We start from the raw sequence: 19,100 nt of genomic DNA, 5'->3' as shown, positions 1-19,100 counted from the left end.
ATCCCGACCGTTACCGGTCCACATGCAACCTCCGGGGCGCACTGGGCGTGTCTACTTCAGACACCGACGAGGGGAGCGCCATGCGCGGCTACGACTGGAGCTGACATCCCGCACTCCGCTACGAGGGGCGCTTGTCATGCGTGGCAGCGGCTGGGGCTGATACGGAACCGGCGTCTGGTGGCGGTGCGGTGGGTGGGGAGGGCGGCTCGGGGGTGCCCTCCCCACCCACCTGCACGAGTGCCCATCACCACTTGAGTACGGATGTACTGGTACGCTCGTACCAGTACATCCGTACCAGACGGGGTGGGAGATGCCTGACATGGATGTGAGCGGCGTACCGATCGAGCGGTCGCGGCGCGATCCGGAGGGGCGCCGGCGGGCGATCGTGGCAGCAGCGGCCGAACTGATCGTGCAGGACGGGCTGACCGACCTGACCCACCGCCGGGTGGCCGCGCGGGCGGGGGTGTCGCTGAGTGCGACGACGTACTACTTCTCGTCCCTGGAGGAGTTGAGCGAGGAGGCGCTGCGCCTGCTCGCCGACGAGATCGACGCCGGGTTGGCGACGGTCGCCGAGACCCTGGCCGCCCACGGCGGCGACCCGGCCGTGCTGGCCGAGATCCTGCACGACTACCTGATGCAGCCGATCCGGGTGCAGGCCGACACCGCCCTCTACCTGGCCGCGACCCAGCGACCGGCGCTGCGCCCACTGGCGCTGCGCTGGTTCGACGGCCTGGTCGAGGTGCTGTCCGCCCACGTCGATCCGGCCACCGCGACGGCGCTGGCGGTCTACGGCGACGGCGTGACCGTGCACGCGATGCTGCACGACGAGATCCTCGACCTCGACGCGATCACCCGGGCGGTCACGGCGCTGATGGGCCACGGCGCCGAAGGGGACCGGCGATGAGCGCGCCCCAGGACGTCCGGCCCGGGCTGTCGGCCGCCCGCCGGTGGGCCTGTCTCGCCGTACTGTCGGCCAGCCTGCTGGTCGTCGTCATGGACATGACCGTCCTCAACGTGGCGCTGCCCGACCTCGCGGCCGACCTGACGCCGACGTCCGACCAGCAGTTGTGGATCGTGGACACGTACTCGCTGATCCTGGCCGGTCTGCTCGTGCCGATGAGCGCGCTGGCCGACCGGTGGGGCCGCCGGCTGCTCCTGCTGGGCGGGTTCGCGGTCTTCGGCGCCGCGTCGCTGCTGGTCCTGGCCGCCGACACCCCGAACGCGGTGATCGCGGTACGCGCGCTGCTCGGCGTCGGCGGAGCGATGATCATGCCGACCACGCTGTCGATGATCCGTACGGTGTTCACCGACCCCGGCGAGCGGGCGACCGCGCTCGGGGTGTGGGCGGCCGTCTCGTCGCTCGGCGCGGCGGTCGGACCGATCGTCGGCGGGCTGCTGCTGGAGCACTTCTCGTGGCAGGCGGCGTTCCTGGTCAACGTGCCGCTGATGGTCGCCGCACTGATCGCCGGACGGCTGCTGCTGCCGGAGGCCCGCGACCCGTCGCCACCCCGCTGGGACGTGGTGGCGACCGTGCTGGCGATCGTGGGCATGGTGTCCCTGGTCTGGGCGATCAAGCAGTTCGCCAAGTACTTCGCCGCCGACGGCCTGGCCCAACCGGCCCCCTGGGCGGCGCTGACCCTGGCGGTGCTGCTGCTCGGCTGGTTCGTGCTGCGCTGCCTGCGCCGGCCGGACCCGCTGCTCGACGTACGGCTGTTCAGCCGCGCCCCGTTCACCGCCGGCACGATCGCGGCCCTGGTGTCGATGTTCGCGATGGCCGCGTTGCTGCTGCTCGTCGCGCAGTGGCTGCAACTGGTCGAGGGCCAGTCGCCGCTGCAGGCCGGGGTGCACCTGCTGCCGATGGCCGCCGGGGCGGTCGTCGCCGCGCCACTGGCGCCCGCCCTGGCCGGACGCGTCGGGGCCCGTACCGTCCTCGCCGGCGGCCTGGCCGTGGCCGGCGTCGGCTTCCTGGTGCTCTACGCCGCCGCCACGCCGCTCAGCTACCCGGCGGTACTCGTCGCCCTCGCACTGCTGGGCGCCGGCTCGGGTTCCCTGGCGATCGCGTCGGCGATCATCATGTCCGGCACGCCGCAGAGCAAGGCCGGCAACGCCGCCGCGATCGAGGAGACCGCGTACGACCTCGGCAACGTGCTCGGCGTGGCCATCCTGGGCAGCGTCGCCGCCGCGATCTACCGCAACCAGCTCGCCGGGCTGACCGGGCAGGGCGTGGACGGCTCGCTCGTCGCCGCCGCGCAGGAGTCCCTCGGCGCCGCCCTGTACGTCGCCACGCAGGCCGGCGTACCGGAACTGGCCGCCCGCGCCCGGGACGCCTTCACCGACTCGCTGACCCAGATCGGACTGGTCGGCGGACTGGCCATGCTCGCCGCCGCGGTCGCCGTCTTCGTCCTCGTGCCCAGGAGCCTAGACCTGACCAAACAGCAGCACTGACCGCCGGGGGACCTGTGATCATCAGCTGTCCAGCAGCTCGACACGCCGTGCATCAACCGCGGAACAACTAACGATCACCACGCACCGCCACGTCATGAACGGCGCGAGGGTATGGCCGGCTCGCCGGTCCGCTTGACCTTGCCGTAGCGACAACGTTTCTACTGGTGGCATGCGGATCGGCGAACTGGCCGCGCTGGTCGGGGTGTCCACCCGGACCGTGCGGCACTACCACCACCAGGGCCTCCTGCCCGAACCCGCCCGGCGGCTCAACGGATACCGCGAGTACACGCTGCGGGACGCGGTGACGCTCGCCCGGATCCGCCGGCTGACCGAGCTGGGGCTGTCGCTGGACGAGATCCGCGACGTGCTCGCCGACGACGCGGACCGGGAACTGCGCGACGTACTGCGGGAACTGGACGCCGACCTGGCCCGCCAGCAGGCGGAGATCGCGGCCCGCCGGGACCGGCTGGCCGCGCTGCTGGCCCGCACCGACCTCGGGCCGGACTCGACGATGACGCCCGCCCTGGCCGAGGTCCTGCGCGACCTGCCGGCCGGCGAATCGCCCTTCGCGGCGTTCGACCGGGAGGTCATCGGCGTGATCGACGCCGCGGTCGACCCGGCCGACCGGCACGGGTTCGCCGCGCTGTTCCGGCCGCTGACCGAGCCGGACGCGGCGCGGCGGGGAAACGCCCTCAACACGCGGATGGACGAACTCGCCGACGCCGCCCCGGACGACCCACGGATCGCCGCGCTCGCCGCCGACCTCGCCGCACACCTGCCCGACGAGATGGTGACGGCCCTGGTGGACAGCCTGGACGACACCGGGTCCAGCCAGTGGCTGGAGCTGACGTCACGTGAGCTGCCGCCGGCACAGCACGCGGTGCTCCGCACGATGGCCGAGTTGCTGAAGGAGCAGAAATGAACCTGGCGGTGATCGACCTGGCCGAGGTCGACGCGGGAATGGCCCACCTGGTCGGTGGCAAGGCGGCCGGCCTGGCCCGGATGATCCGGGCCGGTGAACGGGTGCCGGAGGGATTCTGCGTCACCACCACGGCGCTGTCCGACGAAACGGTCCCGGTCGAGGAGATCCGGCGGGCGTACGAGCGGATGGGTGGCGGCCCGGTCGCCGTACGGTCCAGCGCCACCGCCGAGGACCTGCCCGACGCCAGCTTCGCCGGACAGCACGCGACGGTCCTTTCCGTGACCGGCCTGACCGATCTGCTGGACGCGATCGAGGTGTGCCGGGACTCGCTGGACTCCGAACGGGTCGTGTCCTACCGCGCGGCCAGCGGCGTCGGTGCCGCCGCGATGGCGGTCGTGGTGCAACGGATGGTCGACGCCGCCGTGGCCGGGGTGCTGTTCACCGCCAACCCGGTCACCGGAAGCCGCGCCGAGATGGTCGTCGACGCCGCGCCGGGCCCGGGTGCCGCCCTGGTCGACGGCGCCGTCACCGCCGACCACTACGTCCTGCGCGACGGCGACCCGGCCGCCGACCAAAACATCCCGCACGACGGCGACCCGGCCGCCGACCAAAACATCCCGCACGACGGCGACCCGGCCGCCGAGCGCGGTGGCTGCCTCTCCCCGCAACGGCTGACCGACTTGTACGCGGCCGGGCGCCGGCTCCGGGACCTGGCCGGGGTGCCGCAGGACGTCGAGTGGGCCGTCGACCACGACGGCGTGCTCTGGCTGCTGCAGTCGCGGCCGGTCACCACCCTCTTCCCGGTACCGCCGGACACCGGCCGGCCCGGACCACGGGTCTATCTGGAACTCGGCGGCCAGTTCCAGGGGGTGCTGCGGCCGTTCACCCCGATGGGGGTGGCCGCGCTGCGGGCCGTCGCGGCCTCCGCCGGCTCGGCCTTCGGTGGCTCGGCCTTCGGTGGCCCGACCCCCGGTGGCTCGCCCCTCGGTGGCGGATCCGGTCCGAACCGCGAGCCCGGCCCGGACCACGGATCCAACCCGGACCGCGAGCCCGGCCCGGACCGCGAGTCCGGCTCGGTCGTCGAGATCGCCGGACGCCTCTACTTCGACCTGACCGACACCGTCCGCCGCCCCGGCGCCGACCGGTGGCTGCCGAAGTTCGTGGAGGCCGACTTCGGGCCCCGGGTGCGGGCCGTGGTCGACCAGGTGCTGGCCGACCCACGGTTCGCTCCCGATCCCGGCGCGGCCCGCCGCGGCGGCGGCGCCGGACCGCTGCTGCGCGTCGCGCCGCGTGCCGTCGCCGGCGTCGTACGGGCGTTGGCCCGCCCCGAGGCCGCCCGGGACCGGGCGTTCCGCGCGGTCGACGAGTTCCGGTTGGCGTCCGCCGCCCCGGCCGGCCTCGACACCGCCGCGCAGCGGCTGCGCTTCGTCGGGGACTTCGGACTGCCGACCCGCCGCCTGGAACGGATGATCTGGCCGCTGATGGCCGGCATCCTTTCCGGCGCGGCACCGGCCGGACTGCTCAAGGGCATCGCGACCGAGGCCGAGGTCCGCACCGTGCTCGGCGGCATGCCGCACAACATCACCATCGAGATGGACCTCGCGCTGTGGGCCATCGCCGAACGGGCCGCCGAACACCGCGACCTGCTGCTCGGCACGCCGGCAACCGAACTGGCCGCGCGGTACCGGGCCGGGACGCTGCCCGACATCGGACTGGCCGGGTTCCTGGACCGGTTCGGGCACCGCGCCGCCGTCGAGATCGACATCGGGGTGCCGCGCTGGGCCGAGGATCCGGCACCGGTGCTCGCCGCCATCGCGAACTACCTGCGGACCACCGATCCGGACCAGGCCCCGGACCGCAGGTTCGCGCGGGCGGCGCGGACCGCCACGGAGACGCTCGCCGACCTGACCCGTCGGGTACGCCGTCGGCGCCCGGTACGCGGCCGGATCGCGATCTTCCTGCTGCGCCGGGCCCGGCAGCTGGGCGGCCTGCGCGAGATCGGCAAGTTCGCCGGCCTGTACCCGCTGGCCGAGATGCGCCGGCAACTGCTCCTCGTCGGCGCCGAACTGGCCGGGCAGGGCCTGCTCAAGGAGGCCGGGGACATCATGTTCCTCGACCTCGCCGAGGCCGGTGCCGCCGTACACCGGCAGGTCGACCACCGGGAGCTGGTCGCCGCCCGCAAGGTCGCGTACGACCGGGAGCTACGCCGTACCCACGTCCCGGTCGCGCTGCTCTCCGACGGCACCGACGTCGAGGCGCTGCGTACGCCGAAACCCGTCGACGACGGCACGCTGGCCGGGATGGCGGCGGCGCCGGGCACGGTCACCGGACCGGCCCGGGTGGTCCGCGACCCGGCGGACGCCCACGTCGAACCCGGCGAGATCCTGGTCGCCCCGACCACCGACCCCGGCTGGACCCCGCTGTTCCTGACCGCCGGTGGGCTGGTGACCGAGATCGGCGCCCCGCTGGCGCACGGTCCGACGGTGGCCCGGGAGTACGGCATCCCGGCCGTGGTCTGCGTCCGGGACGCCACCCGGCTGATCCGCACCGGTCAGATCATCACCGTCGACGGCGCGGCCGGCACGGTCGTGGTGAACGGCTGAGAGGCGCCCGCGCCTGCCGAGCTTGTCGGACGCTCACCCAGTGGCGGCGCGGTTGGCAGTAATCGTCGGGGTACGTGAGCAACCGGCTACTTCGCGGCTCGGGCGCGTTCGCGGTCGCGGCGGCTCGGATCGGTGATGCGTCGCATCAGGCTGACGGTCGCGCGGCGGGTGAGTAGGCGGACGGCGTTCGCACTGAGCCGGTTGCCGCGGCCGTCGATGACGCTGGGGGACGGGTCGCGCCGGTCGAGGTGGTCCAGTGCGGTTGCCACGACGGCCTCGGGCGTGCGCATCCGTGCCCCGGCGGTCGCGTCGTCGGTGCCGATGACCTGGTTGAACTCGGTACTCGTCGCGCCGGGTGAGAGGGCGAACACGGTAACCCCAGTGCCGCGGAGCTCCGCCCAGAGCGCCTCGGTGAAGCTGAGTACGAACGCCTTCGCGGCGCCGTAGACGGCCATCCGTGGCGACGGTGCGTAGGCGGCCATGCTGGCGACGTTGATGACGAAACCGCCGCCCGCCGCGAGGATCTGCGGTAGGAACGCCGCCGTGAGCTGGACCGGTGCCGAGACGTCGACGGCGACTTCCCTGGCGAGGTGCTCCGGGTCGGCGTCGGTGAACGGGCCGAAGGAGCCGAAGCCGGCGTTGTTGATGAGGCTGGTGACGCGGATGCCGCGCTGTGCTGCCGCGTCGCGAAGGTCGGCGCCGGCCGACGGGGCTGACAGGTCGAACGGGAACGTGTGCACGGTGACGCCGTGGCGGTCGCGCAGTTCGGTCGCAAGGCTTTCGAGCCGGTCGGCGCGCCGGGCGACGAGGACGAGATCCGCCCCGCGCGCGGCGAGGGCGATCGCGAAGCTGCGACCGATGCCGGAACTCGCGCCGGTGAGCAGCACCGTCTGGGCGTTGTAGGCGATGACCATGTCGACACCATACGCCAACCTGGCACTCGGTGCCAGAAGGGCATCTCATGTACGGTCAGGATCATGGCGAAAATAACCGCATGGGAGCGCCAGCGCGCGGCGCTCCGCGCGGAGATCTCCGCCGCGGCATGCGCGCTCTTCGTCCAGCACGGCTTCGAAGCGACAACCGTCGACCAGATCGTCGAGACGGTCGGGATATCGCGGCGGTCGTTCTTCCGCTACTTCGGCAGCAAGGAGGATGTGCTGCTGGGCGATCTGGCGGCGCGTGGCGATGCCGTCGCGCGCGCACTCTCCGAGCGCCCCGATGCCGAGGACCCCTGGGACGCGCTACGCGGCGCGATGATCGCCGCGCAACCCGAAACCTTCAACGATCCCGTGGCCGACCTCGCCATCGCCCGCATGATGCACGAGAGCCCCTCGCTGCGCGCCCGCCTCTTCGAGAAGCGCCAGCACTGGCGCGAGGCACTCGTGCCGCTGACCGCCCGGCGTATCGACGGCCCCGACGCCGAGTTCACCGCGTCAGCGATCGTCTCGGCGGTACTGTCCTGCGTCGACACCGCGTCCGACGCCTGGATCGCCGCCAACGGCGAAGCCGACATGCTCGACCTCTACGACAGAGCCGTCGCCACGATCAGAGTTCCCCGCCGCAACGCCGCCGGTAGTCGTTCGAACCCCACGCAGCCCGGCTGAGGACTTCGACACACGCCCTGGCCTCGTCGGAGCGGGCAGCACGGCACCGCCCGGCAGTCGACCCGCGTAGCGGCCGCTGGGGCGGAACCGGCTGGGGCGGTCGGCGTACTCCTCCAGCGCGTGGGCGATCCAGCCGGCGGTCCGGGCGACGGCGAAGATCGTCTCCCCCGCCTCGGCGTCCATCCCGTTGAGCAGCGTGAACGCGGCGAGGGCGAAGTCGATGTTGGGTGCGGTGCCCGAGCGCCGGGTGACCGCCGTCGCCAGGTCGGCGACGATGTCGCGGGTGTGCGCGGCCGGGCCGGCGCCCGCGTCCGGGATTGTCGGCAGGAGGTCGAGCAGGGTGGCCGCGCGGGGGTCGCCGGCCGGATAGAGCCGATGCCCGAAGCCGGGGACGCCGCCGCCGGAGCGCAGCCGGTCGGAGATCGTGCCGACCGGGTCGCCGGACCGTACCGCGTCGGCCAGCATCTCGTACGCGACCCCGCTCGCCGCGCCGTGCAGCGGGCCGTCGAGCGCGGCCAGGCCGGCGCCCACGACCGCGTACGGGTGGGCCCGGGCCGACGCGGCCACCCGGGCCGCGAGGGTCGACGCGGCGATGTCGTGGTCGGCGAGCAGCACGAGTACGGCGTTGAGCGCGTCGATCGCGGCGGGGGTCGGTTCGACGGCGGTGAGCCGTGGCCACAGCGCGTCGGCGACCGGGAACCGCGCCGGTCGGCCGGTTTCCGGGCCCCGTACCGGCAGTGCCGCGACCATGGTGTCCAGCATGGTGCGGGCGGTCGCGACGACGGCGGCGGGCGTGGTGTCGAAGCGCAGCCGGTCCGCGGCCGCGGCCGCCGCCACGATGAGCCGCAGCCGGTCGGTCGAGCGGGCGCTGCGCGGCAGCGGCGCGGTCACCGCCCGCGCGAGGGTCCGTAGCTCGTCGTCGGGCACCATCGGGGCGTGGCGTAGCTCGCCGGTCCACAGCAGCGTGGCCACCGACTCGTACGACTCGGTCCGGGCCAGCACCGGTACGTCGTGGCCGCGGTAGTAGAGCGCGTCGCCGGTGATCAGGGTGATGCCGGTGTGGATCGCGGGGGCGTCGGGGGCGGGTCCGGGCCGGCGCCGTCCGGCGGCGAAGGTGACCACGTCCGACTCGGCGAACAGGCTCTCCTTGCCGTCGCCGTTGCGTCGGCTGTTCAGCAGGCCACGACTGACGTAGGCGTAGACGGTCTCCTTCTTGACGCCCAGTCGGCGGGCCACCGCCTCGGTGGTGAGCAGCCGGTCCTCCGTCGCCGGCCGGTGATCTTCGGTCATGTGGGCATGCTCCCATATTGACTGAATCAATATTGACAGGGTCGCTCCCTCGCCACGACATTGAAGCGATGCTGACCGTGAAACCTGGACTTGCCGATGTCGTCGCCTTCGACACCCAGATCGCCGAGCCGGACCGCGCGGGCGGATCCCTGCGCTACCGCGGCGTCGACATCGAGAAGCTGGTCGGCCACGCCACCTTCGCCGACGTGTGGGGGCTGCTGGTCGACGGCGACTTCACGCGCGGGCTGCCGGCCGCCGAGCCGTTCCCGATCCCGGTGCACTCCGGCGACATCCGGGTCGACGTGCAGGCGGCGACCGCCATGGTGGCGCCGTACTGGGGACTGCGGCCGCTGATCGACATCGACGACGCGCAGGCCCGCGAGGACCTCGCCCGCACCTCGGTGATGATGCTGTCGTTCGTCGCCCAGGCCGCCCGCGGGGCGCGGCTGCCCGCCGTACCGCAACGGCTGGTCAACCAGGCCCGGACGGTCACCGAACGGTTCATGATCCGCTGGCAGGGCGAGCCGGACCCGCGCCAGGTCGAGGCGATCGACCGGTACTGGGTCTGCGCCGCCGAGCACGGCATGAACGCGTCGACGTTCACCGGCCGCGTGGTCGCCAGCACCGGCGCCGACGTCGCCGCCTGCCTGTCCGCCGCCGTCGCGTCGATGTCCGGCCCGCTGCACGGCGGCGCGCCGGCACGGGTGCTCGGCATGGTCGAGGACGTGGAGAAGGGCGGCGACGCCCGGGCGTACGTCCGGCGGGTGCTGGACAGCGGCCGGCGCCTGATGGGGTTCGGCCACGCGATCTACCGGGCCGAGGACCCCGGGCGCGGATCCTGCGGGCGGCGGCGCGGGAACTGGCCGCCCCCCGGTTCGAGGTGGCCCTCGCGCTGGAGAACGCCGCCCTGGCCGAACTGCGCGAGCGCAAGCCGGACCGGGTGCTCGAGACCAACGTGGAGTTCTGGGCCGCGGTCGTGCTGGACTTCGCGGGTGTACCGGCGGAGCTGTTCACGCCGCTGTTCACCTGTGCCCGGACGGCCGGGTGGAGCGCGCACGTCCTGGAGCAGAAGCGGCTCGGGAAGCTGATCCGCCCGTCCGCCGACTACGTCGGCCGGCCCGACCGCGACCCGTCGGAACTTCCCGGCTGGGACGGCGTCCTGTCCCGCCGCTAGGACCGGGTCAGACGTCGGCCCGCATGTGTTCCCGCGCCCACGCGTCGAAGCTGGTGAGCGGGATGCCGAGGTCCCGGGCGTACTGCGGACGCCCGGGCTGGGGTGCCACGTTCAGCCACTCGTGCCCGGCACCCATCGCCGGCATCCCGGCGGCGAACGCCTCCTCCTCGGTCATGTCCGGTGCCGACAGCGGGGTACCCAGGACCCGGGAGAGGACCTCGGCGATCTCCGTCATCGACAGGTGGTCGCTGGCGAACTCCAGCTCGACGCCGTCGAACCGCTCCGGGTCGGCGATCGCCGCGGCCGCCGCCCGACCGATGTCGTCGACCGCGACCAGGGACAGCCGGGTCTCGGGGCGCAGGACACTCACCAGGCCGCCCTCGATGCCGCGCGGGAACAGGAACGCCATGGACGGCAGGAAGTTCACCATGAAGAAGCCCGGCTTGATGATCGTCCAGTGCCGGAAGCCGGCCGCCCGGACCCGGTCCTGGATCGCGCTCTTGGCGGTCATGGTGGGCCCCACCGAAGCCCAGCGCTCCTCGGCCCAACCGGGGGTTTCGGTGTGCTGACCGGCGCCGGTGACCGAGGTGTGCACGAACTGCGGCACGCCGGCCGCCCTCGCGCCCTCGACGAGGTTGACGCCCTGGGTCACCTCCCCGTCGAAGTCGAAGCCCGCCGCGGTGACCGCCGGCGCCTGCACGGAGAAGACGGCGCGGACCCCCTCGGCGGCCCGGATCACCGAGTCGCGGTCGTGGAGATCGCCGACGACCAGTTCGACGCCGAGTGCCTCGACGGCCCTGGCCCGGTCGGTGGCCGGGTCGCGGACCAGGGCGCGGACGGGAACGCCGGCCGCGCGTAGGGCGCGGGCGGTGGCGCCGCCCTGCCGGCCGGTGACACCGGTGACCAGAACGGGGGCGGAGTCTGTGGTGGACATGGTGCTCCTCGACTGCTCGGCAACTAAACGGCGGGGCCCGCCGTTTACGTCTCGCTACAATATGGCGGGCCCCGCCACTTAGCAAGTTCGGAGATGACGCCATGCCCGACGGCCAGCGCGCCGACGCCCGGCGCAACTACGCGCGCATCCTCGCCGTGGCCGAGAAGGAGGTCGCCGCCCATGGCGCCGCCGCCTCCCTGGAACAGATCGCCCGCACCGCGGGGGTCGGCTCGGCGACCGTACGCCGGCACTTCCCCACCCGCCGCGCCCTGCTGGAGGCGGTCTCCCACAAGCGGATCGCGGCGCTGGGCGCGCGCGCCCACGAGCTGACCGGCACCGGCGACAGCCGGGCGGCACTCCTGGAATGGCTGGACGACGTCGTCGCCTACTGCGTCTCCGTACGGGGGCTGGCCGACGCGCTGGCCTACGACGGCGTGTCCGACCCGGTGCACGAGAACGCCTGCTCGGTGGCGATGGAAGAGGCGGCGGGCCCACTGTTGCGCCGCGCCGTGCAGGACGGGGCGGTGACCGAGGGCGTCACCGTCGCAGACCTGATCACGCTGATCGTCGGCATCGTCCGGGCCACCGAGCACCACCCCGACCCCGCCGCCCGGGCGGACCGGCTGTTCCGGCTGGCGGTGACGGGACTGAGCCCCGACCGCCCGCGTTGATCAGGGAGTTGTTGCCAATATCATGACCCGTTTCGCCTGCTACATCCCCTTGATCAACGAGGCGCAGGAGGCGGGATCAGCGGGACGCGGGGGTCAGCTTCTCTGTCGCCAGGCGTAACGCGGGGCGGGGCATCGACGGGGCGTACGTGTCGAGGAAGCGGCGCAGGACGTCCGGATCGCGCGTACCGGCGTACTTGAGAAAGATCCCGACGGCGTTGTGCACCACCGGCTCGGGGTCGGCGGCGAGCCGGCCGGCGACGGCGAACCCCTCGGCGACGTCCTCACCGGTTCCGGCCCGCACGAAATAGAGCGGCGCCGTCACCGCGGTACGCCGACGCAGCGGATCGGCGGCCACGGCCAGTTCGTGCAGCGGTCCGGACGGGCGGCCCGCCAGGTAGCCGCCGACCACGCGGGGCGCGGCCCGGTCGACCATGTCCCAGGTCGTGATCCGGTCGTGGCGCGCCAGGTAGCGGGCATACAACCGCTCGCGCCCGGCGTCGTCGAGCCGGCGGCGGGCCTTGAAGTCCAGGATGCACATCGCCGCCATCCGCGGCTCGTACGCCGGGTGGTCGAGCAGCCGGTCCACCTCGTCGAGCGGCAGGTCGGTGTGCGCCCGGGCGACGTCGAACAGGTCGCGCATCCGCATCCCGAACGCGTCCTCGTCGGGAGCGAGCCGCTTGCGGACCTTCACCAGTTCGGCGTCGGACCGCATCGCCTGAAGTGCCGCCACGACGCCGGCGGCGGATTCCCCACTCTCGGACATCCCGCCACCCTACATTCCCATATCGGAATATGATGGGTGGATGGCCCGTGCCGCTACGACCACCGACCCGTTCAACGCCGTCGGCGACCGGACCCGCCGCGCCGTACTCGACGTGCTCGCGACCCGGGAATCGACGGTCGGTGAACTCGCCGACCGGCTCGGGTGCGCGCAGCCGCAGGTCTCCAAACACCTGAAGGTGCTGCGCGAGGTCGACCTCGTGCACTGCCGCCAGGTCGGCCGCTCCCGCCTCTACCGCATCAACCGCGGCGGTCTGGCACCGCTGCAGACCTGGCTGGGCGAACTCAGCGCCGCGATCAACGACAACTACGACCGCCTCGACGACTACCTGCAGGCGCTACAGGCCGGACCCGACCCGGCCGAGGAGGACTGAGATGGCGACCCGGCACGGATCCGCGACCGTCACCCTGCCGTCCGACACCGAAATCCTGATCACCCGGCGCTTCGAGGCGCCCCGGACCCTGGTCTGGGACGCCCTGACCACACCGAGACACCTGCTGCGCTGGTGGGGCCCGGACTGGCACCCACTGGTCGGCTGCGAGATCGACCTGCGCCCCGGCGGCACCTGGCGGTACGTCTCACGCGACGCCGACGGCAACGAACTGGCCTGGCACGGCACCTACCGGGAGATCGTCGTACCCGAGCGGATCATCTCCACCGAGGTGTTCGAGGGCCATCCCGAGGCCGAGTCGCTGAACATCACGACCCTCACCGAACAGGACGGTGTCACCACCCTGCAGACCCTGGTACGCCACCAGACGACGGCGTTCCGCGACGGTCACGTGCACTCCGGGATGGAACGTGGCATGCAGATGACGTTCAACCGTCTCGACGACCTGCTCGCCGTCGCCGGCACCCCGTCCGAACGGTTCCGCCGGGTCGCCGGCCGCTTCGCCGACCGCGTCGACGAGGTCCCCGCGTACGCCTGGGCCAACCCGGCGCCGTGCGCGGGCTGGACCGCCCGCGACGTCGTACGGCACCTGCTGGAATGGGTGCCCTCGGTCATCGGCCGCGCCGGCATCACGTTCCCCGACATCCCCTCGGTCGACGACGACCCCGCCACCGCGTGGGCACGCTTGGCCGACACCATCCAGGCCGCACTCGACGATCCCGGGGTCGCCCACCGGAGCTTCGACGCCGGGCCGCCCGGGCAACTCACCGTCGAACAGGCCGTCGACATGCTCGTCACCGGCGACGTACTGATCCACACCTGGGACCTCGCCCGCGCCACCGGCCTCGACGAGCGCCTCGACGAGGGCATCGTGGCCGACATGTTCGTCGGGATACAGCCCGCCGACGACATGCTGCGCACCAGCGGCCACTACGGGCCGAAGGTCCCCGTCCCCGACGACGCCGACACCCAGACCCGCCTGCTCGCCTTCGTCGGACGCACACCCTAGGCATCCGGCGCCGGACCGACGGTCGACCCGTGACTGTCGGGAAAGAGTCAGCCCCCTCGGCGCCGGAGTCGGCATCGGTACAGTCTTGCCGACCACGCGCGGGCGGACGAGTCCACCGAGGACCTGCCGGTGCGGCCGGACGCGATCGAGGCGGCGATGTTCCGGCACGGACAGGAAGCCGACCAGCCGGTCGACACGAGGAAGGGTTGACTCATGGAGTTCCGCAAGCCTGTCCCGGTCAGCCTGCGCAACCACCCCCAGTTGAACGAGAAGTGGTTGCAGGGACTGATCGCCGAGGATCCCTCCCTGCTCGGGCTCGGCGACCTGGTCGTCAAGGACGTCGAGCGGCGCCAGCCGCGGGCCGGTCGCCTGGACCTGCTGCTGCACGACCCGGAGACCCTGACCCGCTACGAGGTCGAGATCCAGTTGGGGGCGACGGACGAGGCCCACATCATCCGCACCATCGAATACTGGGACATCGAACGGAAGCGGTATCCGCAGTACGAGCACGTCGCCGTCATCGTCGCCGAGGACGTCACCACCCGCTTCCTCAACGTGATCAGCCTGTTCAACGCGGCGATCCCGCTGATCGCGATCCAGATGCGGGCCCTCGAGGTCGGTGGCCTGCTCACGCTGAACGCGACGACCGTGTTGAGCCACATCCGGGTGGGAACCGACGAGGAGGACGAGCCCGGCCAGGCCACCGATCGCGCCTATTGGATCAGCCGAGGCTCGGAGTCGTCGGTCGCGCTCGCCGACGCGGTCCTCGGCCTCGTCAATGCGGTCACGCCCGGAATGGCGCTCAAGTACAACCGGCACTACATCGGTCTGGCCCGCGACGGCCTCGCCGACAACTTCGTGCAGGTCCGCCCGCGCCGTGAGCACGCCATCGTGGAGTTCCGCATTCCCCGGGCCGATGGGGTCACCGCGGCACTCGACGCCTGCGGGCTCGACGTGTTGGCCTAGAACACCCGGTGGGGCCGCTACCGGATACGACTCACCCAGGCCGATGTGCCGACCAACCGGGGCCTGTTGATCGACCTGATCCGCCGGGCCGCCGGCACCCCGGCTCCGGTCGACGAGTAGCCGCGCCCCACCGCCGGCCGCCGGTCGACGGGGTGGCCCGCTTACCACGAGACACCCGCGAACCGGCGCGGGAGCGGCGAGGGTCAGGGCCGCCGGATGGTGGCGCCGGCGGTGCGGGCCCGGATCGCGTGTACGACGGCCGCCATGTCCGCCGCGCCGTGCCCGAGGGTCAGCGTCTCGCCGTACAGCGCGTGACAGACGTCGAGCAGCGGGGCGGCGACTCCCCGGGCGTGGGCGGCGTCGGCGATGAGCCGGTTGTTCTTCAACACGTCCGCGATCGCCGCCTGCACGTCGAAGTCGTTCTCGACCAGCTTGCGGGCCTTGGTCCGGGACACCGTCGAGGCCATCGGGCCGGCGTCGAGGATCTGGCCGAGCAGCGCCGGATCGATCCCGTGCTCCTCGGCGAAGTGGAACGATTCGGCCAGCCCGGTCACCATCGTGATCAGGAAGATGTTCACCGCGAACTTGGTCACCAGCCCCGACGGCACCGCCCCGCACTCGAAGACCGCGGAGCACAGCGGGTCGAGCAGCGGCCGCACCCGGTCCAGGGCGGGACGCGGGCCGGCCAGCATGCCGACCAGTTGCCCGGCCTCGGCGGGACCACGCGAACCGGAGACCGGAGCCTCGACGTACGTCCCGCCTGCCGCGGCGATCGCGTTCGACAGCGCGAGCGAGTAGTCGGCGGCGATGGTGCCCATCTGCACCACCGTCCGGTTCCGGAGCCGGGCGAGCCCGCCCTCCGCCCGCCCGAGCACCGCGTCGACGGCCGCCTCGTCGGCGAGCATCAGGAGCACGGTCCCGCACCGGTCGATCACCTCGCCGGGACCGGACGCGATGTGCGCCCCGGCGGCGGCGACCGGTTCACACCGCGACGGGGTACGGTTCCACGCCACGAGCGGGACTCCCGCCCGCGTCAGGTTGACGGCCATCGGCTGGCCCATGACGCCCAGGCCGAGAAATCCGACCTCACCGGGCACCGCAACGGACGGACCCACTGTCATCTCCCACACTGTCCGACCACCGGCGACGGAACGGCCGGCGTACGGCAATCCCACCGCCCGTCGGCCGGCCGTGGAAAGGGCCACTTTCCGGCAGGTGGATCGTCGCGACCGCTGTCGGTCAGGGGAACCGGCGGGCGCCGGACCCGTCGCGGCCGAGCACGTCACCGGGGTTGGACAGCGGGCAGGACCTCAGCGTGAGGCACCCGCAGCCGATGCAGCTGGAGAACTGGTCGCGCAGCGCGGTGAGTTCGGCGATGCGGTGGGTCAGGTCGTCGTGCCACTGCCGGGAGATGCGCGCCCAGTCGCGCTTGGTGGGCAGACCCTCGTCGGGCAGTTGGTCGAGGGCGTCCTTGATGCGTTCCAGGGACACCCCCACCCGTTGGGCGGCGCGGATGAAGGCGATGACGCGCAGCGTGTCGCGACGGTACTCACGGCGGTTGCCGGCCGTGCGGCGGCTGCGGATGAGGCCGAGGCTCTCGTAGTAGTGCAGCGTCGACACAGCGACGCCGGCCCGGTCGGCGACCTGCCCGGGTCTGAGCCAGACGAGGTCGGCGTCGAGTTGCGGCATCGTTCCCTGTCCCCCGACCGTCTCGGCTTGACATCAAGTTCACTTGATGAAGTTGACTCTACCTCAAGTGAACTTGACCAGAGGAGAGGCGTTATGACCAGGTCGATGCGGGCGGCGGCGTTCGACGAGTTCGGGGACGCCGACGTCCTGCGCCCCCGGGAGCTGCCGCGACCGTCGTACGGGCCCACCGAGGTCCTGGTACGGGTCGCCGTGGCCGGGGTGCAACCGGTCGACGTGGCGGTCCGGTCCGGGTCGCTGCCGCCCTGGGCGACGGCCACGTTCCCGCAGATCGTCGGCAACGAGTTCGCCGGCACCGTGGAAGCCGTCGGCGCGGACGTGCGCGGCTTCGCGGTCGGTGACGAGGTCGCCGGGTTCCGGGTCCTGGGCTGCTACGCGGAGTTCGTCGCGGCCCCGGCCACGCAGGTCGTACGCAAGCCCGCCGGGGTCGACTGGCTCACCGCGGGCACCCTGTCGGCGTCGGGGCAGACGGCGCACACCGCGCTGGAGCAGTTGGGCGCGGCGGCCGGCGAGACGCTGCTCGTCCACGGTGCCGCCGGTGGGGTCGGCACCATGCTCGTCCAGCTCGCCCGTGCCCGCGGGCTGACCGTCGTCGGAACGGCCGGCGCGGCAAACCAGGAGTACGTCCGCGCGCTCGGTGCGATCCCGGTCCACTACGGCGACGGCCAACTCGACCGCATCCGGGCGGCCGCACCCGGCGGCGTCGACCTCGCACTCGACGCGGCCGGGCACGACAACCTGCGTACGGCGGTCGAACTCGTCGCCGACCGGCGGCGGATCGGCACCATCGTCGACTTCGACCTCGCCGAGGAACTCGGCTGCCGGACGCTCCGCAGCGACCGCTCCGCCGCCCGGCTGGCGGAGCTGCTGGCCAGGTGCGCCGACGGCACCCTGCGGGTCACGATCCGGGCCGCGTACGAACTGGACCGGGCCGCCGACGCGCACCGCGACGTCGAAACCGGACACGGGTACGGGAAGGTGGCCCTGCTCGTCGGGAACCAGGTGCCGTGACCGCCGGCCGGTCGCCTGGCCGGGTTGCCACGAACTCCTGACGGGGCACGGTTGCCGGCGCCGGCCGGCACCTGCGAGGCTGCCCGCATGGAACCGATGCGGCTGATCGAGCCGTCCCCCGGCAAGTACTCCCTGCTGCTCGACGCGGGAACCACCGCCGTCGACGACGTGATCGCCGGACTCGGCCACGAACCCAACGGATACTTCTGGGAGGGCGTCGCCCAGCTTCTCGTCAGCACCGAGGCTCCGGCGCTCGAAGGACGCTTCTCGTACGACCCGGAGGGTGGCATGTTCTGCGCCTACGGCACCGATCGGGAGGCTCTGGAGGACCTGGCGGACCGGATGGCGGCGGTCGCCTCGGACGCCGGACGGATCCGGGAGCTGGTCGAGCTGGCGAAGGCGAACGGGTTCGAGTTCGACGACTGAGCCGGCCGGTGCCGGGGTCGACGGATGTCGTTCCGCCGACCCCGGGCCCGGGCTCAGAGCTGCTGCGCCGCCAGTGCGGTCCCCTCGATCCGGGCCCTGATCTTCGCCCAGGCGGTGTCGCGGGACGTCGACACGTCGTCGCCGAACGGCGCGAAGCCGCAGTCGTCGCAGGTGCCGAGCCGGTCCGGCGGGATGTGCTCGGCGGCCCGCAGCACCCGGTCGCGGACCAGTTCAGCGGTCTCCACCACCGGGTCGATCGGGTCGGTCACCCCGATGAAGATCCGCTGGTCCGGACGCGAATGGCTGGCGATCGCCGCCAGCACCCGGTCCGGGTCCGGCTCGCTGGCGAGCTGCACGTAGAAGACACCGGCGTGCAGCGCGAACAGGTGCGGCAGCAGCTCGGCGTAGTCGACGTCGAGGCTGTGCGTCGAGTCCTGGTCGCCACCGGGGCAGGTGTGGACCCCGATCCGCGCCCGCTCGTCGTCGCTGAAACGGTCCAGGACCCGGTTGTTCAGCGTGACGAACGCGTCGAGCACCCCCTTGGACGGGTCGAGCTTCACCGACAGTCTCCCCTCGGTGAAGTCCAACTGCACCGAGTGCGCGCCGGCCGCGAACGCGGACCTGATGTCCGCCTCCGCCTCGTCGACCAGGTCGTCGAGGAACGCCTGCCGGTCGTAGCCGGCGATGCCGCCGTCGGGATAGAGCAGGCTCAACGCCGAGGGCGCGATCACCGCCTGCTTGACCGGCGCCGTGGCGTGCTTACGGGCGGCCCGCACGTAGTGCTCGGACCGCACCGCGTAGCGGAAGGGGCCGGCGGTCAACCGGGGCAACTGCCGGGTGTGCCCGTCGGCGAACGGGATGACCGCCCCGTCCGGGGCCAGGTCGGACACGCCCTGCACCGGATAGGTGGCGAAGCTGGGCTTCGATTGCTCGCCGTCGGTCACCACGGGCGAGCCGAGCGCCTCCAGGCGGGCGATCGTGTCACGTACGGCATCGTCGTAGAGGGTGTCGAGGGCGGCTGTGTCGATCCGGCCGGCAGCGTGGTCGGCGATGCCGGCGAGCAGCCACGGCGGTCGCGGGATACTTCCGATCGGTTCCGTCGGGAGAATCATGCATGAACGCTAATGTCCGCGACGTCGATCCACAATAGGCGGTGGCGGCCCGGA

Annotated in this window: 17 protein-coding genes and 2 pseudogenes; 12 read left to right on the top strand and 7 right to left on the bottom strand. The window is 72.5% G+C overall.

The window, feature by feature from the left end; all coding sequences use genetic code 11:
• Positions 1 to 310 precede the first annotated feature (310 nt).
• The 4 genes from Prubr_RS25935 (at position 311) to Prubr_RS25920 (ending at position 5,970) form a co-directional block, all read left to right on the top strand.
• The gene (locus Prubr_RS25935; protein WP_212817542.1) at positions 311 to 904 is read left to right on the top strand and encodes a TetR/AcrR family transcriptional regulator; all 594 of its coding nucleotides are present in this window, start codon (positions 311 to 313) and stop codon (positions 902 to 904) included.
• Positions 901 to 2,445, top strand: coding sequence for an MFS transporter (locus Prubr_RS25930; protein ID WP_212817541.1), 1,545 nt, complete (start codon positions 901 to 903; stop codon positions 2,443 to 2,445). The genes Prubr_RS25935 and Prubr_RS25930 overlap by 4 nt, the downstream gene beginning before the upstream one ends.
• A 169-nt stretch (positions 2,446 to 2,614) precedes the next feature.
• Positions 2,615 to 3,367, top strand: coding sequence for a MerR family transcriptional regulator (locus tag Prubr_RS25925; RefSeq protein ID WP_212817540.1), 753 nt, complete (start codon positions 2,615 to 2,617; stop codon positions 3,365 to 3,367).
• Positions 3,364 to 5,970 (top strand): PEP/pyruvate-binding domain-containing protein, encoded by a 2,607-nt coding sequence (locus tag Prubr_RS25920; protein WP_246567643.1) that lies wholly within the window; start codon positions 3,364 to 3,366, stop codon positions 5,968 to 5,970. The genes Prubr_RS25925 and Prubr_RS25920 overlap by 4 nt, the downstream gene beginning before the upstream one ends.
• 86 nt (positions 5,971 to 6,056) lie before the next feature.
• Here the strand turns inward: Prubr_RS25920 and Prubr_RS25915 are convergent, their stop codons facing one another.
• Complete coding sequence (locus Prubr_RS25915; RefSeq protein ID WP_212817539.1) at positions 6,057 to 6,884, bottom strand: SDR family NAD(P)-dependent oxidoreductase; 828 nt, start codon at positions 6,882 to 6,884, stop codon at positions 6,057 to 6,059.
• 63 nt (positions 6,885 to 6,947) lie between these two features.
• On the opposite strand from Prubr_RS25915, the gene Prubr_RS37125 reads away from it, so the two are divergent.
• Positions 6,948 to 7,574, top strand: a complete 627-nt coding sequence (locus Prubr_RS37125; protein ID WP_246567641.1) for a TetR/AcrR family transcriptional regulator — start codon at positions 6,948 to 6,950, stop codon at positions 7,572 to 7,574.
• Positions 7,575 to 7,664: 90 nt separating this feature from the next.
• On the opposite strand, the pseudogene Prubr_RS25910 reads toward Prubr_RS37125, so the two are convergent.
• Positions 7,665 to 8,864 (bottom strand): annotated as a pseudogene (locus Prubr_RS25910) (citrate synthase); the annotation flags it as partial.
• Between the two features lie 68 nt (positions 8,865 to 8,932).
• On the opposite strand from Prubr_RS25910, the pseudogene Prubr_RS25905 reads away from it, so the two are divergent.
• Positions 8,933 to 10,038, top strand: a pseudogene (locus tag Prubr_RS25905) (citrate synthase 2).
• A 7-nt stretch (positions 10,039 to 10,045) separates the two neighbouring features.
• Here the strand turns inward: Prubr_RS25905 and Prubr_RS25900 are convergent.
• Entirely contained in the window at positions 10,046 to 10,972 is a 927-nt protein-coding gene (locus tag Prubr_RS25900; RefSeq protein ID WP_212817537.1) for an NmrA family NAD(P)-binding protein, read from the bottom strand.
• A gap of 101 nt (positions 10,973 to 11,073) precedes the next feature.
• Between Prubr_RS25900 and Prubr_RS25895 the strand changes: the two genes are divergently transcribed.
• A complete protein-coding gene (locus tag Prubr_RS25895; protein WP_212817536.1) occupies positions 11,074 to 11,643 on the top strand; it encodes a TetR/AcrR family transcriptional regulator in 570 nt (189 codons plus the stop codon).
• A gap of 76 nt (positions 11,644 to 11,719) precedes the next feature.
• Here the strand turns inward: Prubr_RS25895 and Prubr_RS25890 are convergent, their stop codons facing one another.
• Positions 11,720 to 12,406 carry a DNA alkylation repair protein gene (locus Prubr_RS25890; RefSeq protein ID WP_212817535.1) on the bottom strand — a complete coding sequence of 229 codons (687 nt, stop codon included), beginning with the start codon at positions 12,404 to 12,406 and terminating at the stop codon, positions 11,720 to 11,722.
• A gap of 40 nt (positions 12,407 to 12,446) precedes the next feature.
• Here Prubr_RS25890 and Prubr_RS25885 point away from each other — a divergent pair, with 40 nt between their 5' ends.
• The 3 genes from Prubr_RS25885 to Prubr_RS25875 all read left to right on the top strand — a co-directional run bounded on the left by Prubr_RS25885 (position 12,447) and on the right by Prubr_RS25875 (position 14,790).
• A complete protein-coding gene (locus tag Prubr_RS25885) occupies positions 12,447 to 12,797 on the top strand; it encodes an ArsR/SmtB family transcription factor (protein WP_212817534.1) in 351 nt (116 codons plus the stop codon).
• A 1-nt stretch (position 12,798) separates the two neighbouring features.
• Complete coding sequence (locus tag Prubr_RS25880) at positions 12,799 to 13,824, top strand: TIGR03086 family metal-binding protein (RefSeq protein ID WP_212817533.1); 1,026 nt, start codon at positions 12,799 to 12,801, stop codon at positions 13,822 to 13,824.
• 213 nt (positions 13,825 to 14,037) lie between these two features.
• The gene (locus Prubr_RS25875) at positions 14,038 to 14,790 is read left to right on the top strand and encodes a hypothetical protein (protein ID WP_212817532.1); all 753 of its coding nucleotides are present in this window, start codon (positions 14,038 to 14,040) and stop codon (positions 14,788 to 14,790) included.
• A 203-nt stretch (positions 14,791 to 14,993) separates the two neighbouring features.
• Here Prubr_RS25875 and Prubr_RS25870 read toward each other — a convergent pair whose 3' ends face one another.
• On the bottom strand, positions 14,994 to 15,911 hold the full coding sequence (locus Prubr_RS25870; RefSeq protein WP_212817531.1) for an NAD(P)-dependent oxidoreductase: 918 nt from the start codon (positions 15,909 to 15,911) through the stop codon (positions 14,994 to 14,996).
• 118 nt (positions 15,912 to 16,029) lie between these two features.
• Positions 16,030 to 16,479: a redox-sensitive transcriptional activator SoxR gene (gene soxR, locus Prubr_RS25865; RefSeq protein WP_212817530.1), complete on the bottom strand. Its 450-nt coding sequence runs from the start codon at positions 16,477 to 16,479 to the stop codon at positions 16,030 to 16,032.
• Positions 16,480 to 16,572: 93 nt separating this feature from the next.
• Here soxR and Prubr_RS25860 point away from each other — a divergent pair, with 93 nt between their 5' ends.
• Positions 16,573 to 17,508, top strand: coding sequence for an NADP-dependent oxidoreductase (locus Prubr_RS25860; protein WP_343221504.1), 936 nt, complete (start codon positions 16,573 to 16,575; stop codon positions 17,506 to 17,508).
• Positions 17,509 to 17,595: 87 nt separating this feature from the next.
• Positions 17,596 to 17,934, top strand: a complete 339-nt coding sequence (locus Prubr_RS25855; RefSeq protein ID WP_212817529.1) for an Imm51 family immunity protein — start codon at positions 17,596 to 17,598, stop codon at positions 17,932 to 17,934.
• A 53-nt stretch (positions 17,935 to 17,987) separates the two neighbouring features.
• Here Prubr_RS25855 and Prubr_RS25850 read toward each other — a convergent pair whose 3' ends face one another.
• On the bottom strand, positions 17,988 to 19,046 hold the full coding sequence (locus Prubr_RS25850; RefSeq protein WP_212817528.1) for a cobalamin-independent methionine synthase II family protein: 1,059 nt from the start codon (positions 19,044 to 19,046) through the stop codon (positions 17,988 to 17,990).
• Between the last annotated feature and the right edge of the window lie 54 nt (positions 19,047 to 19,100).

The organism is Polymorphospora rubra (assembly GCF_018324255.1).
In the GTDB taxonomy this organism is placed as follows: domain Bacteria; phylum Actinomycetota; class Actinomycetes; order Mycobacteriales; family Micromonosporaceae; genus Polymorphospora; species Polymorphospora rubra.
The sequence above is the reverse complement of the archived record's forward strand: the minus strand, read 5'-3'. Positions and strand labels throughout refer to the sequence as shown.

Coding starts and splice junctions, on each gene's coding strand:
- Prubr_RS25925 (WP_212817540.1), top strand. CDS start 2,615: ATGCGGATCGGCGAACTGGCCGCGCTGGTCGGGGTGTCCACCCGGACC.
- Prubr_RS25855 (WP_212817529.1), top strand. CDS start 17,596: ATGGAACCGATGCGGCTGATCGAGCCGTCCCCCGGCAAGTACTCCCTG.
- soxR (WP_212817530.1), bottom strand. CDS start 16,479: ATGCCGCAACTCGACGCCGACCTCGTCTGGCTCAGACCCGGGCAGGTC.
- Prubr_RS25900 (WP_212817537.1), bottom strand. CDS start 10,972: ATGTCCACCACAGACTCCGCCCCCGTTCTGGTCACCGGTGTCACCGGC.
- Prubr_RS25920 (WP_246567643.1), top strand. CDS start 3,364: ATGAACCTGGCGGTGATCGACCTGGCCGAGGTCGACGCGGGAATGGCC.
- Prubr_RS25915 (WP_212817539.1), bottom strand. CDS start 6,884: ATGGTCATCGCCTACAACGCCCAGACGGTGCTGCTCACCGGCGCGAGT.
- Prubr_RS25895 (WP_212817536.1), top strand. CDS start 11,074: ATGCCCGACGGCCAGCGCGCCGACGCCCGGCGCAACTACGCGCGCATC.
- Prubr_RS25885 (WP_212817534.1), top strand. CDS start 12,447: ATGGCCCGTGCCGCTACGACCACCGACCCGTTCAACGCCGTCGGCGAC.
- Prubr_RS25930 (WP_212817541.1), top strand. CDS start 901: ATGAGCGCGCCCCAGGACGTCCGGCCCGGGCTGTCGGCCGCCCGCCGG.
- Prubr_RS25850 (WP_212817528.1), bottom strand. CDS start 19,046: ATGATTCTCCCGACGGAACCGATCGGAAGTATCCCGCGACCGCCGTGG.
- Prubr_RS25935 (WP_212817542.1), top strand. CDS start 311: ATGCCTGACATGGATGTGAGCGGCGTACCGATCGAGCGGTCGCGGCGC.
- Prubr_RS25870 (WP_212817531.1), bottom strand. CDS start 15,911: ATGACAGTGGGTCCGTCCGTTGCGGTGCCCGGTGAGGTCGGATTTCTC.
- Prubr_RS25875 (WP_212817532.1), top strand. CDS start 14,038: ATGGAGTTCCGCAAGCCTGTCCCGGTCAGCCTGCGCAACCACCCCCAG.
- Prubr_RS25860 (WP_343221504.1), top strand. CDS start 16,573: ATGACCAGGTCGATGCGGGCGGCGGCGTTCGACGAGTTCGGGGACGCC.
- Prubr_RS25880 (WP_212817533.1), top strand. CDS start 12,799: ATGGCGACCCGGCACGGATCCGCGACCGTCACCCTGCCGTCCGACACC.
- Prubr_RS25890 (WP_212817535.1), bottom strand. CDS start 12,406: ATGTCCGAGAGTGGGGAATCCGCCGCCGGCGTCGTGGCGGCACTTCAG.
- Prubr_RS37125 (WP_246567641.1), top strand. CDS start 6,948: ATGGCGAAAATAACCGCATGGGAGCGCCAGCGCGCGGCGCTCCGCGCG.